15 protein-coding genes are annotated in these 16917 nt (G+C 59.8%); 3 read left to right on the top strand and 12 right to left on the bottom strand.

The features are described 5' to 3' along the window. Positions 1–133 precede the first annotated feature (133 nt). Positions 134–1159: a tRNA (adenosine(37)-N6)-threonylcarbamoyltransferase complex transferase subunit TsaD gene (tsaD, locus tag I5961_RS25735; RefSeq protein WP_085697721.1), complete on the top strand. Its 1026-nt coding sequence runs from the start codon at positions 134–136 to the stop codon at positions 1157–1159. A 23-nt stretch (positions 1160–1182) separates the two neighbouring features. On the opposite strand, the gene plsY is transcribed toward tsaD, so the two are convergent. Further along, positions 1183–1752 carry a glycerol-3-phosphate 1-O-acyltransferase PlsY gene (gene plsY / locus I5961_RS25730; protein WP_085697720.1) on the bottom strand — a complete coding sequence of 190 codons (570 nt, stop codon included), beginning with the start codon at positions 1750–1752 and terminating at the stop codon, positions 1183–1185. A 74-nt stretch (positions 1753–1826) separates the two neighbouring features. On the opposite strand from plsY, the gene folB reads away from it, so the two are divergent. Further along, on the top strand, positions 1827–2183 hold the full coding sequence (gene folB / locus I5961_RS25725) for a dihydroneopterin aldolase (protein ID WP_085697719.1): 357 nt from the start codon (positions 1827–1829) through the stop codon (positions 2181–2183). Further along, on the top strand, positions 2174–2692 hold the full coding sequence (folK, locus tag I5961_RS25720; RefSeq protein WP_085697718.1) for a 2-amino-4-hydroxy-6-hydroxymethyldihydropteridine diphosphokinase: 519 nt from the start codon (positions 2174–2176) through the stop codon (positions 2690–2692). Before folB ends, folK begins: the two co-directional genes overlap by 10 nt. A gap of 40 nt (positions 2693–2732) precedes the next feature. Here the strand turns inward: folK and I5961_RS25715 are convergent, their stop codons facing one another. From I5961_RS25715 to I5961_RS25665, 11 genes are all read right to left on the bottom strand, one after another. After that, on the bottom strand, positions 2733–3962 hold the full coding sequence (locus I5961_RS25715; RefSeq protein ID WP_085697717.1) for a multifunctional CCA addition/repair protein: 1230 nt from the start codon (positions 3960–3962) through the stop codon (positions 2733–2735). Between the two features lie 63 nt (positions 3963–4025). Next, entirely contained in the window at positions 4026–5597 is a 1572-nt protein-coding gene (locus I5961_RS25710; RefSeq protein ID WP_085688468.1) for a SpoVR family protein, read from the bottom strand. Further along, a complete protein-coding gene (locus tag I5961_RS25705) occupies positions 5594–6865 on the bottom strand; it encodes a YeaH/YhbH family protein (protein ID WP_007959907.1) in 1272 nt (423 codons plus the stop codon). The genes I5961_RS25710 and I5961_RS25705 overlap by 4 nt, the downstream gene beginning before the upstream one ends. Before the next feature lie 205 nt (positions 6866–7070). Continuing rightward, on the bottom strand, positions 7071–8993 hold the full coding sequence (locus I5961_RS25700) for a PrkA family serine protein kinase (RefSeq protein ID WP_064599839.1): 1923 nt from the start codon (positions 8991–8993) through the stop codon (positions 7071–7073). A 297-nt stretch (positions 8994–9290) separates the two neighbouring features. Then, positions 9291–9620, bottom strand: a complete 330-nt coding sequence (glpE, locus tag I5961_RS25695) for a thiosulfate sulfurtransferase GlpE (RefSeq protein ID WP_085702833.1) — start codon at positions 9618–9620, stop codon at positions 9291–9293. A gap of 33 nt (positions 9621–9653) precedes the next feature. Next, entirely contained in the window at positions 9654–10535 is an 882-nt protein-coding gene (locus tag I5961_RS25690) for a symmetrical bis(5'-nucleosyl)-tetraphosphatase (RefSeq protein ID WP_085697715.1), read from the bottom strand. After that, a complete protein-coding gene (gene apaG, locus I5961_RS25685) occupies positions 10535–10915 on the bottom strand; it encodes a Co2+/Mg2+ efflux protein ApaG (protein WP_011336209.1) in 381 nt (126 codons plus the stop codon). Before apaG ends, I5961_RS25690 begins: the two co-directional genes overlap by 1 nt. Before the next feature lie 116 nt (positions 10916–11031). Beyond that, positions 11032–11850 (bottom strand): 16S rRNA (adenine(1518)-N(6)/adenine(1519)-N(6))-dimethyltransferase RsmA, encoded by an 819-nt coding sequence (rsmA, locus tag I5961_RS25680; RefSeq protein WP_085702832.1) that lies wholly within the window; start codon positions 11848–11850, stop codon positions 11032–11034. Further along, the gene (gene pdxA / locus I5961_RS25675) at positions 11847–12836 is read right to left on the bottom strand and encodes a 4-hydroxythreonine-4-phosphate dehydrogenase PdxA (RefSeq protein WP_085702831.1); all 990 of its coding nucleotides are present in this window, start codon (positions 12834–12836) and stop codon (positions 11847–11849) included. Before pdxA ends, rsmA begins: the two co-directional genes overlap by 4 nt. Then, on the bottom strand, positions 12833–14149 hold the full coding sequence (locus I5961_RS25670) for a peptidylprolyl isomerase (RefSeq protein ID WP_139832581.1): 1317 nt from the start codon (positions 14147–14149) through the stop codon (positions 12833–12835). The genes pdxA and I5961_RS25670 overlap by 4 nt, the downstream gene beginning before the upstream one ends. Continuing rightward, positions 14130–16904, bottom strand: coding sequence for an LPS-assembly protein LptD (locus I5961_RS25665; RefSeq protein ID WP_085697712.1), 2775 nt, complete (start codon positions 16902–16904; stop codon positions 14130–14132). Before I5961_RS25665 ends, I5961_RS25670 begins: the two co-directional genes overlap by 20 nt. Positions 16905–16917: the final 13 nt, after the last annotated feature.

Below are 16917 nucleotides of genomic sequence, written 5' to 3'. Positions count from 1 at the left end.
GTTTTTAAGGGTTGCGGATGTTAACCCCTCATCGCTCGGAATGCAAAGCCTCTGATCGAAAACCGCTGGTCGGGGCATCACGCGGCGACTATTATGCGCGCCTTCGAATTCAGCCTAAACAAGGCGCAAACCCATGCTAGTACTGGGATTAGAAACTTCCTGCGACGAAACCGGCGTCGCTTTGTACGACAGCGAGCGCGGCCTGCTGGCCGACGCGCTGTTCAGTCAGATCGACCTGCATCGCGTCTATGGCGGCGTCGTGCCGGAGCTGGCTTCGCGCGATCACGTCAAGCGCATGCTGCCCCTGATTCGTCAGGTGCTGGCCGAGTCCGATTGCGTACCGACCGAGATCGACGCCATCGCCTACACTGCGGGTCCCGGCCTGGTCGGGGCGTTGCTGGTGGGGGCTTCCTGCGCCCAGGCGCTGGCTTTTGCCTGGGGCATTCCGGCGCTCGGCGTGCACCACATGGAAGGCCACTTGCTGGCGCCGATGCTTGAACCAAAGCCGCCGGAGTTCCCGTTCGTCGCTTTGTTGGTCTCCGGTGGTCATACGCAGTTGGTTCAGGTCGATGGTATCGGCCAATACAGCCTGCTTGGCGAGACGCTGGACGATGCGGCGGGCGAAGCGTTCGACAAGACCGCAAAAATGATGGGCCTGAATTATCCGGGCGGACCGGAAATCGCCAAGCTGGCAGAGAAGGGCGTCGCAGGACGTTTCACCTTTCCGCGTCCGATGTGTGATCGCCCGGGTCTGGATTTCAGCTTCAGCGGCCTGAAGACCTTCGCCCTCAACACCTGGCAGCAGTGCGTCAGCGCCGGGGACGACAGCGAGCAAGCCCGTTGCGACATCGCGCTGGCGTTCCAGCAGGCCGTGGTGGAGACTTTGACCATCAAGTGCAAGCGTGCCCTTAAGCAGGCCGGCATGAAGCGCCTGGTGATCGCCGGCGGCGTCAGTGCCAACAAGGCGTTGCGTGTTTCGCTGGAGAAAATGCTCGGCGACATGAAGGGCGATGTGTTCTATGCCCGTCCCCAGTTTTGCACCGATAACGGCGCGATGATCGCGTTTGCCGGTTGCCAGCGTTTGCAGGCCGGTCAGCAGGAAAGCCTGGCGATCAGTGTGCAGGCGCGCTGGCCGATGGAGCAGCTGTCGGCGCTGTGATGAGCGGTGCTCACTTGCGGTATTTAAAAATGCCGTTCGCGCCCGGCGAACAGGTCGCGTAGATTGCCCCGGTGGCGCCAGACGATCAGCAGAGTCAGCGTGCTCATCGGCAATAGCGCTGCCGGTTCCTGCCAGGCCAGCAACGGCAGGGTCAGCGGAGTGGCGATCAGCGCCGCCAGCGAGCTGGTGCGGGTCAGGTAGAACGTCAGCAGCCAGGTGCATACGGCCAGCAGCGCGGCGGGTGGATACAGGGCCAGCAGCATGCCGGCTGCCGTGGCAACGCCCTTGCCACCGCGAAAGCGGAAGTACAGCGGGAACAGGTGACCGATCACGGCGCAGACGCCGATCCACGCCTGATCCTGCAGCGAAAGGCCCACAGCCGAGGCAATCAGCACCGGCAACAGGCCTTTGCACAGGTCACCCAGCAGGGTCAGGATTGCGAGTTTGCGTCCGGCCAGGCGCAGCATGTTGGTGGCGCCGGCATTACCCGAGCCACTCATTCGCGGATCCGGATTTCCGGTCAGGCGGCTGAGCAAAATGGCGAAGGACAGAGAGCCGAGCAGGTAGGCGAGGATCGCCAGTAACCAAAACATGCTAACTATTCCGGGCGAGGACGCCCTGATTCTAACGGCGCATTGCGCCCTTGTCGTGCAGCGGAGAGAAGTGCTTGGACAGAGTGTTTATCGAGGGCCTGGAAGTCGACACCGTTATCGGTGCCTACGACTGGGAGCGCGGCATCCGACAGTGCCTGCGTCTTGATTTGAGCTTCGCCTGGGACAATCGCCCGGCCGCTGCCGGTGACGACCTGACCCTGGCGCTCGATTACGCCAGTGTGTCTACGCGGATCCAGGCCTTTGCCGAGCAGTCCCGGTATCAACTGGTCGAGACCTTCGCCGAGCGTCTGGTCGAAGTGCTGATGAACGAATTCAAGATCACCTGGGTGCGCCTCAAACTGACCAAGCCCGGCGCCGTGCCGGCCGCCAAGGGTGGTGTGGGAGTGGAGATCGAGCGCGGATGCCGCTGACCCAGGTCTACCTCGGGCTCGGTAGCAATATCGAGCGCGAAACCCATTTGCAGGCCGGTCTGGATGCCTTGTCCACGTTTCTGGTGGATATCCGCTGCTCGCCTGTATTCGAAAGCCAGCCGGTGGGAATCAAGAGCGGGCCGTTCTTCAACTTCGTGGTATCGGCGTTCACCGATCTGCCGTTGATCGAGCTGGATCGCCGCTTGAAATTCATAGAAGCGGACAACGGTCGCTATGCGCCGGATCGCAAGGGCTTGCCGCTGGATATTGACGTATTGCTGTACGGCGATTTGACGGGCAACTTCGACGGGCTGATTCTTCCCCGTGCGGAAATTCTTAAAAATGCCTTTGTGCTGTGGCCGCTGTCTTTGATTGCGCCGGATCGGGTACATCCGGGTGTGGGAAAAAGCTTCGCCACATTGTGGGCCGAAGCGCAGATCGATCAGGTGCTGGCGCCGGTCGGATTTGAGTGGCGTGGTACTCAACTCACGCCTTCACACTTGTCTTGAACATTTTGATCCGCCCTCGGGGGGGGCGGATCAAATGTTTTCAGGACGACGCCGACTCCTTGTAAGCCTTCAATGCCTTGAGCCGTTCGCGCTTGAGTGCCTCGCCCAGTTCCGGGCCCTTGAATCCCTTCTCCAGCAACGGCTGCACTGCCACGCCGCGCGCCACATTGGCCGCGCCGCGCAGGTAATCCGCTTGTGGATAACTACGCTGTTCAAGCCCTTTGCGGCCTCGGGCATCCATTTCGCACGCGCTGATGAATTCTTCGAACCGCTGTGGTCGACGGTAAACGTCAAAGCTTTGCAGCAACTCAAGCAAGGTCGAAGCCTTCAATTCCAGGGCACGATGCCCATGGGTGTGATATTGGCCGACCAACAAGGCCAGTTCCTGACAGTCTTTCGGTGCCTTGAAGCGCTCGTTGACCGCTTTGATCAACTTCAGGCCTTTGTGCTCATGGGCGATATGCCGTGGCCATTCTTCTTGCGGGGTCAGACCTTTGCCGAGATCGTGCAGCAGGCAGGCCCAGCGCACGGTCAGCGGCTGTTTGTGCAAGGCTGACTGCTCAAGCACGCTGAGGGTGTGAATGCCGCTGTCGATTTCCGGGTGATGGGCTTGCGGCTGCGGTACGCCGAACAAGGCATCGACCTCCGGCATCAGTACCTTCAAGGCGCCGCAATCGCGCAACACCTGAATGAACACTTGGGGTTGATCTTCCATCAGTGCGCGGGAAATCTCTTTCCAGCTGCGTTCGGCCGTAAGGGCTTCCAGTTCACCCGATTCGCTGAGCTGACGCATCAGCTCCAGGGTTTCGGGCGCGACCTTGAAGCCGAGCGCCGCGTAACGGGCGGCAAAGCGCGCAACGCGCAGAACCCTGAGCGGATCTTCGGCAAATGCGGGGGAAACGTGGCGCAAAATCCGCTCTTCGAGATCGCGCTGGCCGTGATAGGGATCAGTCAGGTTTTGCTGATCGTCTTCGGCCATGGCGTTGATCGTCAGGTCGCGGCGGATCAGGTCTTCTTCAAGCGTGACTTCGGGGCTGGCGTGAAAGGTGAAACCACCATAACCGCGACCGCTCTTGCGCTCGGTGCGGGCGAGGGCGTACTCCTCGCCGCTTTTCGGATGAAGGAAAACCGGGAAGTCCGCGCCGACCGGGCGAAACCCCTTGGCAAGCATTTCTTCTGTCGTCGCGCCGACCACCACCCAATCGATATCCGTGACCGGTTTGCCCAGCAGGCGATCACGAACCGCACCGCCGACCTTGTAAATCTGCATAAAAAACCTCCTTTGGCCCGACAGGATAACCCTTGCGCCGGACTTTCGGAGGCCTGAACGGGATCAAAGATGAATGACGGCCAGGTCGAGGCGACCGTAATCCCCCTCGCTATGTTCGCTGCGGGGTGGAACGTGATGGGTCTTCATGATCTGGTCGCCCTGCAGGGTTTCCAGATGAATGTCGAAGCCCCACAGCCGATGCAGGTGTTTCAGGACCTCCTCAGTGGAATCACCCAGCGGTTTGCGGTCGTGCTGCTGGTGGCGCAGGGTCAGCGAGCGGTCGCCGCGGCGGTCGATGCTGTAGATCTGCACGTTCGGTTCGCGGTTGCCCAGGTTGTATTGCGCGGCCAGGGTCTCGCGAATGATCCGGTAACCGCCCTCGTCATGAATGGCGGGCACCAGCAAGTCGTCTTTCTGATCGTCATCGAGAATGCTGAACAGCTTAAGGTCGCGGATCACCTTGGGTGACAGGTACTGCAGGATGAAGCTCTCATCCTTGAAGCTGCTCATGGCGAACTTGATGGTCGACAGCCAGTCGCTGCCGGCGATTTCCGGGAACCAGCGACGGTCTTCTTCCGTGGGCTCTTCGCACATGCGACGGATGTCGCGATACATCGCAAACCCCAGCGCATACGGGTTGATGCCGTTGTAATAAGGGCTGTCGAACCCAGGCTGGAATACCACGCTGGTGTGGGACGTCAAGAACTCCATCATGAAGCCGTCCGTCACCAAGCCCTCGTCATACAGGTCATTCATCAGCGTGTAGTGCCAGAACGTCGCCCAGCCTTCGTTCATCACCTGGGTCTGGCGCTGTGGATAGAAATACTGAGCGATCTTGCGCACGATCCGCACGATCTCGCGTTGCCAGGGCTCCAGCAGCGGGGCGTGTTTCTCGATGAAATACAGAATGTTTTCCTGCGGTTCGGCCGGGAAGCGTGCGTTGTCCTTGTCGCTGTACTTGTCCGCGCCTTTGGGGATGGTGCGCCACAGGTCGTTGATCTGCTTCTGCAGATGCTCTTCGCGATCCTTCTGCCGACGCCGTTCTTCCTCGGCGGAAATCGGATACGGACGTTTGTAGCGGTCGACACCGTAGTTCATCAGGGCGTGGCAGGAGTCGAGCAGATCCTCCACGGCGTCGATCCCGTGGCGCTCCTCGCACTGCATGATGTACTGCTTGGCGAACACCAGGTAATCGATGATCGAACTGGCATCGGTCCAGGTGCGGAACAGATAGTTGCCCTTGAAGAAACTGTTGTGGCCGTAGCAGGCATGCGCAACCACCAGTGCCTGCATGCAGATGGTGTTTTCTTCCATCAGGTAAGCGATGCACGGGTCCGAGTTGATCACGATCTCGTACGCCAGCCCCATCTGCCCGCGACTGTAGGATTTCTCGGTGCTGAGGAAATGCTTGCCATAGGACCAATGGTGATAGCCAAGCGGCATGCCGACCGAAGCGTAGGCGTCCATCATCTGTTCGGCGGTGATCACTTCTATCTGGTTAGGGTAGGTATCCAGGGCGTAGCCGGCCGCGATGCGGGCGATTTCGCGGTCGTACGCCTGGATCAGCTCGAAGGTCCATTCCGAGCCGGTGGATATGGGTTGGCGCTTCTGCTCTTTGGCGGTCTTGGCGGTCATGTCACTAACCTGCGCTGGAAGAGTTCACGGAAGACCGGATAGATATCCCCGGCCGAGACCAGTTGTTGCTGGGCAAAAGTGTCGGAAAAGGCTTCGGCGATGCGTTCGTACTCGTACCACAAGGCCTGATGTTCGCGCGGGGTGATCTCCACGTAAGTGTAGTACTGCACGAACGGCATGATCTGGTTGATCAGGATGTCGCGGCAGATCGGCGAGTCATCGTTCCAGTTATCGCCGTCGGAAGCCTGGGCGGCGTAGATGTTCCACTCGTTGCTCGGATAGCGCTCGGCCATGATCTCCTGCATCAGTTTCAGGGCACTGGAGACGATGGTGCCGCCGGTTTCGCGGGAGTAGAAAAACTCCTCTTCATCCACTTCACGTGCGCTAGTGTGGTGGCGGATGAACACCACGTCGATCTTGTCGTAGTTCCGCTTGAGGAACAGGTACAACAGAATGAAAAACCGTTTGGCGATGTCCTTGGTCGCCTGGGTCATGGAGCCGGAAACGTCCATCAGGCAGAACATCACGGCTTTCGAACTGGGGTTTGGCTGCTTGATCAACAGGTTGTACTTGAGGTCGAAAGTATCGAGGAATGGCACGCGGTGGATGCGCGCGCTGAGTTTTTCGATTTCCGCCTCGAGATCCTGAATATCGCCGAAGTTATCCGGCTCTTCGCGTTTGAGTCGCGCCAGTTCCTCTTTGACTTCACGCAGTTTGGCGCGGCTGCTGCCCGACAGGGCAATGCGCCGCGCATGAGCAGAACGCAGGGTGCGAATAATGTTGATCCGCGACGGATTGCCTTCGTTACTGATCCCTGCGCGTACGGTCTTGAAGGTGTCGGTACCGGTCAGGTTGCGCTTGACCAGGTTCGGCAGTTCGAGATCCTCGAACATGAATTCGAGGAATTCTTCCTGGGTGATCTGGAAGACGAACTCGTCCATGCCTTCGCCAGAGTTACCGGCCTTGCCCGGCCCACGGCCACCTCCGCCTCCGGGCGGACGGGCGATGTGTTCGCCAGCGGTAAATTCCTTGTTGCCGGGGTGAACCACGGTCTGCTTGCCGCCGCGACCATGGTGAAGCACCGGTTCGTCGATATCGCGACCGGGAATGCTGATTTGCTCGCCGTGCTCCATATCGGTAATGGAACGCCGGCTGACCGCCTCTTCGACAGCCTTCTTGATGTGGTCACGGTAACGCCGCAGGAACCGCTGACGGTTCACCGTGCTCTTGTTCTTGCCATTGAGACGTCGGTCGATCACATAGCTCATGACTGCTCCTTAGAAGCTGTCCTGCAAAGGGGCGAGCGGTCATGCAGCATTGAACCGAATGCCAAGGGACGTACACGCTCCCCCAAGCGCTTTGGGTGCTGCCTGAACCTCGCTACCGCCTTTCGAACACCTTCCAGAGGCCTGTGTAGCAGAAAATGCGGGCACAGGCCTCGGGCTGACGACAACCGGTCTGACCGGCCGCGGTTTACTGTGACTTTCTGACCCGCAGATACCACTCGGAAAGCAGTCGTACCTGTTTGTCGGTGTAGCCGCGTTCGACCATTCGTGTAACGAAGTCGTTGTGTTTCTGTTGATCCTCTTTGCTGGCCTTGGCATTGAAGCTGATGACTGGCAGCAGGTCCTCGGTGTTCGAGAACATTTTCTTCTCGATAACCACCCGCAGTTTTTCGTAGCTGAGCCAGGTCGGGTTCTTGCCGTTGTTGTTGGCCCGGGCGCGCAATACGAAGTTGACGATTTCGTTGCGGAAATCCTTCGGATTGCTGATACCGGCCGGTTTCTCGATTTTTTCCAGCTCCTCGTTGAGGGCGACGCGGTTGAGGATCTCGCCGGTTTCCGGATCGCGGTATTCCTGATCCTGAATCCAGAAGTCCGCATACAGCACGTAGCGGTCGAAGATGTTCTGGCCGTACTCGCTGTAGGACTCGAGGTAGGCGGTCTGGATCTCCTTGCCGATAAATTCGATATAACGCGGCGCCAGGTACTCTTTCAGGTAGCGCAGATAGCGTTCGCGGGTTTCGGCCTGGAACTGTTCCTGTTCGATCTGCTGTTCCAGCACATAGAGCAGGTGTACCGGGTTGGCAGCGATTTCATGCGGATCGAAGTTGAATACCTTGGACAGGATCTTGAACGCAAACCGGGTCGACAGACCGTTCATGCCTTCATCGACGCCCGCTGCATCGCGGTATTCCTGGATCGACTTGGCCTTCGGATCGGTGTCCTTGAGGTTTTCGCCGTCATACACGCGCATCTTGGAGTAGATGTTGGAGTTTTCCGGCTCTTTCAGGCGCGACAGTACGGTGAACTGCGCGAGCATCTTCAGGGTATCCGGCGCGCAATGCGCCTTGGACAGTGAGCTGTTGAACAGCAGCTTGTCGTAGATCTTCACCTCGTCACTGACCCGCAGGCAGTACGGCACCTTGACGATGTAGATCCGGTCGATGAAGGCTTCGTTGTTCTTGTTGTTGCGGAAGGTGTGCCACTCCGATTCGTTGGAGTGGGCTAGCAGAATCCCGGTGAACGGAATCGCGCCGAGGCCTTCGGTACTGTTGTAGTTGCCTTCTTGCGTGGCGGTCAGCAATGGATGGAGCACCTTGATCGGTGCCTTGAACATTTCGACGAATTCCATCAGGCCCTGGTTGGCCCGGCACAGCGCACCGGAGTAGCTGTAGGCGTCGGCGTCGTTCTGCGGGAATTCTTCGAGTTTGCGGATATCGACCTTGCCCACCAGCGCGGAAATGTCCTGGTTGTTTTCGTCACCCGGTTCGGTCTTGGCGACGGCGATCTGGTTGAGAATCGACGGGTACAGCTTGACCACGCGGAACTGGCTGATGTCGCCGCCGAATTCGGCCAGACGCTTGGTGGCCCAAGGCGACATGATGGTGTTCAGGTAGCGCCGTGGAATGCCGAAGTCCTCTTCGAGGATCGCGCCATCTTCGGTGGCGTTGAACAGACCCAGTGGCGATTCGAATACCGGCGAGCCCTTGATGGCATAGAAGGGCACTTTTTCCATCAGTTGTTTCAGCTTCTCGGCCAGGGACGATTTACCGCCGCCGACGGGGCCGAGCAGATAGAGGATCTGTTTCTTCTCTTCCAGGCCTTGGGCCGCATGGCGGAAATACGACACGATCTGGTCAATGCATTCTTCCATCCCGTGGAAGTCTTCAAAGGCCGGATAGCGACGGATCACCTTGTTGGAAAAGATTCGCGACAGCCTCGAATTGGTCGAGGTGTCGAGCAATTCCGGTTCGCCGATGGCCATTAACAGACGCTCGGCGGCGGAAACGTAGGCACTGCGATCCTTTTTGCACAGTTCCAGGTACTCCTGCAGGGAGAATTCTTCCTGGCGTGTGGACTCGAAGCGTTGTTGGAAGTGGCTAAAGATACTCATGACGTCACCTCGCTCGATACGTGGAGCCGACGCCGGATCACTCAGTCGATGCTGGCAAGCAGCTGCAATGGCAGCTGTTGTTTACCCCCCAGAACCCTTCCACGATCGAAAATCGCGAAAGTCACTCCCGATGACCCGTGCGCCGGTGTACCGGCTCTCCCCTGTTTTGGATGGCCTGGGCTTAAGGATAGTTGGGAATTCGGGAGGTAAAGGCGAGATACGTAATTAGTTGTGGCAGACCGTTCGTCTGCCACCGCGCGAGCCCACGGGAGCCGGGGCTTGCACGTTACAAAAAAATTATTCGGAGGTGCCTTGCGCGGTTTCCGACGGAAAAGTCGTACGCCACAGTTCGAAGCCGCCGTCCATGCTGTAGACGTCGGAGAAGCCCTGGCTCACAAGATACGCGGCGGCACTCTGGCTCGAGTTGCCGTGGTAGCAGACTACGACGGTGGGGGCATCGAGGTCGGCGCCCTGAATGAAAGCATGGAGGGAATGATTGTCCAGATGCTTCGAGCCGCTGATGTGCAGTGCGGCAAATGTTGCCGGGTCACGGACGTCGACGACCACCGCGCCTTGCTCGCGCAGGGCCTGGGCCTGTTCCGGTGGGATACGTTTGAATTCGCTCATGGCGGGCTCCTGTGGCTCGGCTGAAATCGCAGTCTAGCGCGGGGCGCTGACGGGAGAAGATTCGGTGATCAGTGGCGCGACGGTGGGCAGGACGGCCCCGTGGTCGTCGCATTTGCATGACAGGCGTTCGCCGCTGTCGACGTTCATCAGGGTCAGGCTGCCGCCCCACACGCAACCGGTGTCCAGGGCTGAAATGCCTGGCTCGAGCACGTTGCCTTCCAGCGCCGCCCAGTGACCGAAGATGATCCGCAGGCCGCGGGTCTTGCGCTCCTTGTGCTGGAACCAGGGTTTGTAGCCCGCTGGCGCGGTGTCGAGGCCTTCCTTGGTCTTGAGGTCGAGCTTGCCTTCGGCTGTGCAGAAACGCATGCGGGTGAAGTAATTGGTGATGACTCGCAGGCGTGTCACGCCTTTCAGGCCGCTGTCCCATTTCGCCGGCTCATTGCCGTACATGCCGTCGAGGAAGAGCGGAAGCAGGTTGTCATCACGCAGCGCAGTCTCGACTTCTTCAGCGTACTTGAGCGCCTTGCGCAGCGACCATTGCGGCGCAATGCCCGCGTGCACCATGGCCACTTCGCGCTGCTCGTCGTAGTGCATGAGTTTCTGCTGGCGCAGCCATTCCATCAGGTCGGCGCAGTCGGGCGCTTCAAGGATTTCACGCAGCGTGTCGGATTTTTTCATCCGCTCGATGTTCTTCGCCGCTGCAAGCAGGTGCAGATCGTGATTGCCGAGGACGCAGACCAGGGAGTCGCGCATGCCATAAAGGAAGCGCAGGGTTTCCAGTGACTGCGGGCCGCGGTTGACCAGATCGCCGACCAGCCACAGGCGATCCAGGGCCGGGTCGAACGCGACCTGTTTGAGCAGGCACTTGAGCGGTTCGAGGCAGCCTTGAAGGTCGCCGACGGCATACGTCGCCATCAGTGCAGCGCTCCGGGAACGGCGAGGCGAAAGGGCTTGATGATCGCATCGAAATGCTTGCCGTCGTCGGCGACCATTTCGTAGCTGCCTTGCATGGTGCCGACCTTGGTGGTCATCACCGTGCCACTGCTGTAGGTGTGGCTTTTGCCAGCGCCGATCAGCGGTTGCTGGCCGACCACACCGGCGCCGCGCACTTCTTCGACATGCCCGTCGCCATCGGTGATGACCCAATGGCGCGACATCAGGCGGGCCGGTTGCTCGCCATTGTTCTGCACGGTGATGGTGTAGGCGAAGGCAAAGCGCTCGTGCTCGGGTTGCGATTGGTCTGCCAGATAGTGGGTAACGACACTGACATCGACCTGGTAGCGAGGATCGGACATGCAAAAGGCCTTAAAAACGAAGCGGGACGCGGGGCGTAGCTGATTGGGGTTCAGTCTAGGCAAGTATCGGGCAGTAGACCAGAGTCGGGGTTCCGCCCGATAGCGATGATTACCGGTCAGTCGGCTTCAGGCGCTTTCCCCGGCTGTTCGGCGAGCTTGTCAGCCAAACGCACAAACGCGGCCAGGTCGAGTTGCTCGGGGCGCAGGCTGCCATCGACGCCGGCGGCTTCGATCTCGGCGTTGCTCAGTAACTGCTTGAGGGTGTTGCGCAAGGTCTTGCGACGCTGGTTGAAGGCTTCGCGTACCACGCGCTCGAGCAGGCGATGATCCTTGGCGGGATGCGGCAGCACCGCGTGCGGTACCAGGCGGACGATCGCCGAGTCGACTTTCGGCGGCGGATTGAATGCGCCCGGGCCGACGTTAAACAGGTGTTCGACCCGGCAGTGGTACTGAACCATGATCGACAGACGGCCCCAATCGCCGCCGCCAGGACCTGCGGCCAGACGTTCGACCACTTCCTTCTGCAACATGAAGTGCATGTCGCGGATGATGCCGGCGTTGTTCAGCAGGTGGAAAATCAGCGGCGTGGAGATGTTGTACGGCAGGTTGCCGACCACGCGCAGGCTGTTCGGCGCAGCGTTCAGGCTGTTGAAGTCGAACTTCAGCGCATCGCCCTGATGCAGGTTGAAATTGCTCTTGCCGGCGAACTGCTGGTTGAGGATCGGGATCAGGTCCTTGTCCAGCTCCACCACGTCCAGCTGGGCACCGGAGTTGAGGATGCCGGCGGTCAATGCGCCCTGGCCCGGTCCGATTTCCAGCATGCGGTCGCCGGCCTTGGCACTGATGGAGCGCAGGATGCGGTCGATGACGCCGGCATCGTGCAGGAAGTTCTGGCCAAAGCGTTTGCGCGCCTTGTGTTGGTATTGCTCGGTCATAAACGGGTCTCGGCCATCTGGTAGGCGGTTTCCAGGGCGACTTGCAGGCTGCCGGTGTCGATCTTGCCGCTGCCGGCCAGATCCAGGGCAGTGCCATGGTCGACCGACGTGCGAATGATCGGCAGGCCCAGGGTCACATTGACCGCTGCGCCGAAGCCTTTGTATTTCAGCACGGGCAGGCCCTGGTCGTGGTACATCGCCAGCACCGCGTCGCAGTGCTCCAGATATTTGGGGGTAAACAGAGTGTCGGCAGGCAGCGGGCCACGAAGGTCCATGCCCTCGCCGCGCAGGCGCTCCAATGTGGGTTCGATGATGTCGATTTCTTCATGGCCCAGATGACCGCCTTCACCGGCGTGCGGGTTGAGTCCGCAGACCAGGATGCGCGGTTGGGCGATGCCGAATTTTTGTTGCAGATCGGCGTGCAGAATCCGCGTGACCCGTTCCAGCCGCTCCGGCGTGATCGCATCGGCGATGTCGCGCAAGGGCAGGTGAGTGGTGACCAGCGCCACGCGCAAACCGCGGGTGGCGAGCATCATCACCACTTGGGCGGTGTGGGTCAGGTCGGCGAGAAATTCGGTGTGACCGGAAAACGCGATGCCCGACTCGTTGATTACACCCTTGTGAACCGGAGCGGTGATCATCCCGGCGAAGTCACCGTTCAGGCAACCATTGCCGGCGCGGGTCAGGGTTTCGAGGACGAATGCGGCGTTGGCCTTGTCCAGTTGCCCGGCGACCACGGGGGCGCTGAGCGGAGTATCCCAGACGTACAGGCTGTTGGCGGGCGCCGGAGCGTCCGGCCAGTTGTCAGGTGTCACTTCCAGCAAGCTGACAGCCAGCCCCAGCTGCGCGGCCCGCTCTTGGAGCAGGTCGCGGCTGCTGATGGCAATCAGGGGATGTGGCTGGGCTTGCGAGGCGAGCAGCAGGCACAGGTCGGGACCGATGCCGGCTGGTTCGCCGGGTGTCAGCGCGAAACGCTTGGGTTTCACTGCGCTGCCTGGTCTGCACCAGGGAGTTTGATCTCTACGTACGCTTCGTCACGGATCTGACGCAGCCAGGTTTGCAGCTCTTCGTCGTATTTGCGGTTACGCAATACGGTCATCGCCTGCTGCTCGCGGGCCTGTTCGGTGCTGTCGGTGGCGCGACGGCCAAGGACTTCCAGAACGTGCCAGCCGTACTGGGTCTGGAACGGCTTGGACAGCTGACCCTGCGGGGACTTGGCCATCACAGCGCGGAATTCCGGTACCAGTGCGTTCGGGTCGATCCAGTTCAGGTCGCCGCCGTTAAGAGCGGACCCCGGGTCTTCCGAATATTTTTTCGCCAGTTCAGCGAAGTCTTCGCCAGCTTCGATGCGGTTATAGAGCGACTGAGCCAGTTCCTTGGTCTTGGCTTCGTCGCGAACCGGACTTGGCTTGACCAGAATGTGGCGCACATGCACTTCGTCGCGCATCTGGCTTCCACCGCCGCGTTTTTCCAGCAGCTTCAGGATGATGAAACCACCTGGAGTGCGTGCCGGTTGAGTGATGTCGCCCGGCGACATGGCGCTCAGTTCGCGATCGAACGGCGGTGGCAATTGAGCGGCTTTACGCCAGCCCATATCGCCGCCTTCCAGCGCGTTGTCACTGGCGGAGTTGGCCACGGCCATCTGGCCGAAGTCAGCACCTTGCTTGAGCTGCTGGTAAACCTCCATCGCCTTGCGTGCTGCACTCTGAATCGCTTCGGAGTTGGCGCTTTCCGGGGTCGGGATCAGGATGTTGGCCAGGTGCAGCTCTTCGGACAGTTGCATCTTGCCCAGGTCGGAGGCGAGGAAGTTCTTCACTTCCTGTTCCGATACCTGAATGCGCTCGGCCACGCGGCGCTGACGCACACGGCTAATGACCATTTCGCGGCGGATCTGCTCGCGAGCATCCTCATAGGACAGGCCATCACGGGACAGCGCGACGCGGAACTGCTCCGGGGTCATGTTGTTGCGCTGGGCAATGGTGCCGACTGCCTGGTTCAGCTCTTCATCGGTGATGCGAATACCGGAACGTTCGCCGATCTGCAGTTGCAGATTTTCGATAATCAGGCGCTCGAGCACCTGCTGATCCAGTACGCCCGGAGGCGGCAAGCCGCCGCCACGCTTGGCGATGGTTTGCTGAACTTCGTGGACACGCTGGTCCAGCTGGCTCTGCATGACCACGTCGTTGTCGACGATGGCCACCACTTTGTCGATGGGCTGTACCGCGGCGTTTGCCGCGGTACCCAGGAACAGCGCGCCCAGCATCAGCGGGCGCAGACAATCAGAAAGCTTGGTCTTCACGTTGACGATAACCTTGGATGCCTTTGTCGAGGAAGCTCTCTACCTTGGCGCCAGTGAGGCCGCCGAGTCCCTTCAGAACAATTTGGAGGAAGACGCCGTGGTCGCCTTTTTCGTTTTCCGGGGCGTTCTGACTGAATTCGTCATAGCTGACCCAGTAACGGTTGATCAGGCGCAGTTTCCAGCAGCAGTTGTCATATTCGAAACCACCGAAGGCTTCCAGCGTGCGATTGCGGTTGTAGTCGTACTGCCAGCGGCTGATCGCGCTCCACTGCGGAACGATCGGCCAGATGACCGAGAAATCATGCTGCTGGATCTTGTAGTAGTCCTTCACGTAGCCAGGCTGGCCCGGAGTGCCATAGTCACCACCACCCACCGACCATTTACCGGTGTTCTGGTCGTAACGGACCTGGTCGTTGCGATAGCGATAGCCGACGTTGACCACCTTGTTCGGGTTGTCTTCAGGCTGGTAGTGGAACATCGCGCTGCCTGAACGAGGGCTGCGGCTGTCCGGATCCCAGTTGTAATCGGCCGTGGTGCGCCAGTCGCGGTTCCAGCGGTATTCGTATTCCAGGGCGTACGGGGAAACGCTGGATTTTGCGTCGTCGCGATCATTGAACGCGATGCCTGGCAATTGAACCTTGCGATCCTTGAAGTACAGCGCCTGGCCGACGCTGATGCGTTGACGTTCGAAGCCGTCATCTTCGATCCAGCGACTGGTCACGCCCAGCGACAGCTTGTTCTCGTCGCCGACACGGTCGGAGCCGGAGAAGCGGTTGTCGCGGAACAACGAGGCGTAGTTAAAGGTGTACTCGCTGGTGTCGAATACCGGAATGTCCGACTGGTCTTTCTCTGGTACATAGAGATAGAACAGGCGTGGCTCTAGAGTCTGACGGTAGTCCTTGCCGAACCATTGGGTGTTGCGGTCGAAGTAGAGGCCGCCGTCGATACTGGCAATTGGCACGCCACGGCTCTGGCTGCTGCCGAACTTTTCATCGGCCAGCAACGTACTTTTACCTCGCTGATCCAGATCAAGCTGATACTGGGTGTATTGGTACTTGAGCGATGGCTTCAAGAACCCATAAGTCCAGTTCATCGGCAGGCTGACACCTGGTTTCAGATTCAGACGATCGCCATTGGCGCGAGCGAGGCCGACCACGTTGTTGTCGAGGCGAGGCTCGACAGTGCCGTCTTCATTCACGAAGTCGCCGTTTTTCAGATCGCGATCAAACCGGACGATCTCGGTCTCGTAATCGAAATTCAGGCCTTCCGGGTGATACGGCAGCTGACCATTGAAGGTGATCTGCGGCAGGCGGTCATACGGCGTGATGTTCGATACGGTCGCCAGCTGGTACGCCTGGGCATTCAAGCGGGCGGTGTAGCTGTCGCCACGGTAGGTAACCGAGCCCTGCTGGTTCACGTAGTCGGCGCTTTTCACGCCGATCTGGTCGGTCTGCAGATCCTGGAAGTAATACGGATCGCTGATCTTGGTGTAATCCACCTGGGTGAACACGCGGGAGTCCAGACCACCCTTGTGTTGCCAGTTGTACATGTAGCGAGTCTTGTCGTAGTCGGTCTGGCCCTTGCGTTCGTCGTCCTCGTCGTTGAGGTACGCCGCACCGAACTGGCCTTCGCTCGACTTGGTCAGATAGCGGAACTCGCCTTCCATCAGCATGCCGCGCTTGCTCATGTAGCGCGGGTACAACGTGGCATCGTAGTTCGGTGCCAGGTTGAAGTAGTACGGGGTCACCAGCATGAAGCCAGTATCGCTGCCGGAGCCGATGGTCGGCGGCAGGAAACCCGACTGACGACGATCGTCGATCGGGAAGTAGATGTACGGCGTGTACAGAACCGGAATGTCCTTGACCCGCAGCGTCACGTTGGTCGCGGTACCGAAGCCGGTGGCAGGGTTCAGGGTGATGTTGTTGCCCTTGAGCTGCCAGGCGTTGCTGTTCGGTTCGCACGTGGTGTACGTGCCGTCCTTCAGACGGATGATCGCGTTTTCGGCACGCTTGGCGTACAGCGCGTTACCGCGGATGCGCGACTTGTGCATCACGTATTCGGCGTTATCGACCTTGGCTTCACCGGTGTCGAGCTGCACGTCGGCGTGGTCGCCGACGATCAGCGCGCCGTTGTCGCGAATGCGCACGTTGCCGGCCAGTTCGCCACGGCTCTCGGCCTGATACAGGTTGGCCTCGTCGGCTTCGACCTGCATGCTGCCCTGACGCATGACCACGTCACCGGCCAGACTCGCGACCTGCGAATCCTGCTGATAACGCGACGCCTTGGCACCGATGAAGGTCGGCGCGTCACTTTTATTCGTCTTGTCATTCATGCCAGGACGAATCGGTTCGATATAGGAACCAGAGCAGTAAGGACCGGTCTCGGCCAATTGGGCGGCGGTGAGCTTCTCGCGCGGAACCCAGTCGAGGTGACTGTAGTCTTCGCTACGGGATTTCAGGCCACGGCCCTTGGATTCGGTAACCAGTACCGGCTTGGGCCCGGACTCGGCGGTGGAACCGCTCTCGGCCGGTGCTTCGCCGGCGGCGCTGACGGCACTGCCGTCATGCACGGGACGCGGCGGCAAGGCAGCGGCCGGTGTCTTCGGCGAGCAGGCCCAGCCACCCGTTGCCGAGACGGCGCAGTCATACTGCTCGGCGGCAACAACGAATGAACTGGCCAGAGGTTGCATAGCCAGCAGACTGCCGGTTACCAACAACGGAAATTTTTTACGAAACGCGGGGGATTTCAATGCCATCTTATTAGTCCGG

This window comes from Pseudomonas sp. IAC-BECa141 (genome assembly GCF_020544405.1).
Classification (GTDB): domain Bacteria; phylum Pseudomonadota; class Gammaproteobacteria; order Pseudomonadales; family Pseudomonadaceae; genus Aquipseudomonas.
This window is presented reverse-complemented; position numbering and strand designations above follow the sequence as displayed.